Raw genomic sequence first — 399 nt, forward strand, 5'->3', positions numbered from 1 at the left:
AGAAATGAAGAAGGTGAGCGAGCCTTTGTGGCGGCAGTCGAAGTGGTGGAAAACGATGTGCAGAGCATACAAATTATGCCGGGTAAACAGGGCGCCATCTTGGAAGCGGACGCCACATCGCAGTTTTCTGTTATCGCAACTCTTGGTGATGGCAGTACGGAAGATGTCAGTGATCGAGTTGTGTGGGTCAGTAGCGACTCTGGTGTGTTTACTGTAGATGAGACAGGCTTAGTTTCAGCTGGCAGTGTCTCGGGGAATGCAGAGGTGCTTGTATCTTGGAGCTACCTAAATGCGCGCTTACCTGTTGATGTCTCGACTGCGCAGCTAACCGGTCTTAGTTTCTCCAATCTTCCGGCGTCGCTTTCGGAATGTCTGGCAGGCACGTCGTTGCGCGTTGAT

The 399-nt window shown here is 51.9% G+C and carries 1 protein-coding gene; it reads left to right on the plus strand.

The genetic code is table 11. From position 1 onward, the window contains the following. Positions 1-27: 27 nt before the first annotated feature. Positions 28-399, plus strand: a 372-nt coding sequence (locus A3751_RS17090) for an Ig-like domain-containing protein (RefSeq protein ID WP_197466444.1), incomplete at its 3' end; no start/stop codon positions are given.

The sequence above is a fragment of the Oleiphilus sp. HI0080 genome (assembly GCF_001635135.1).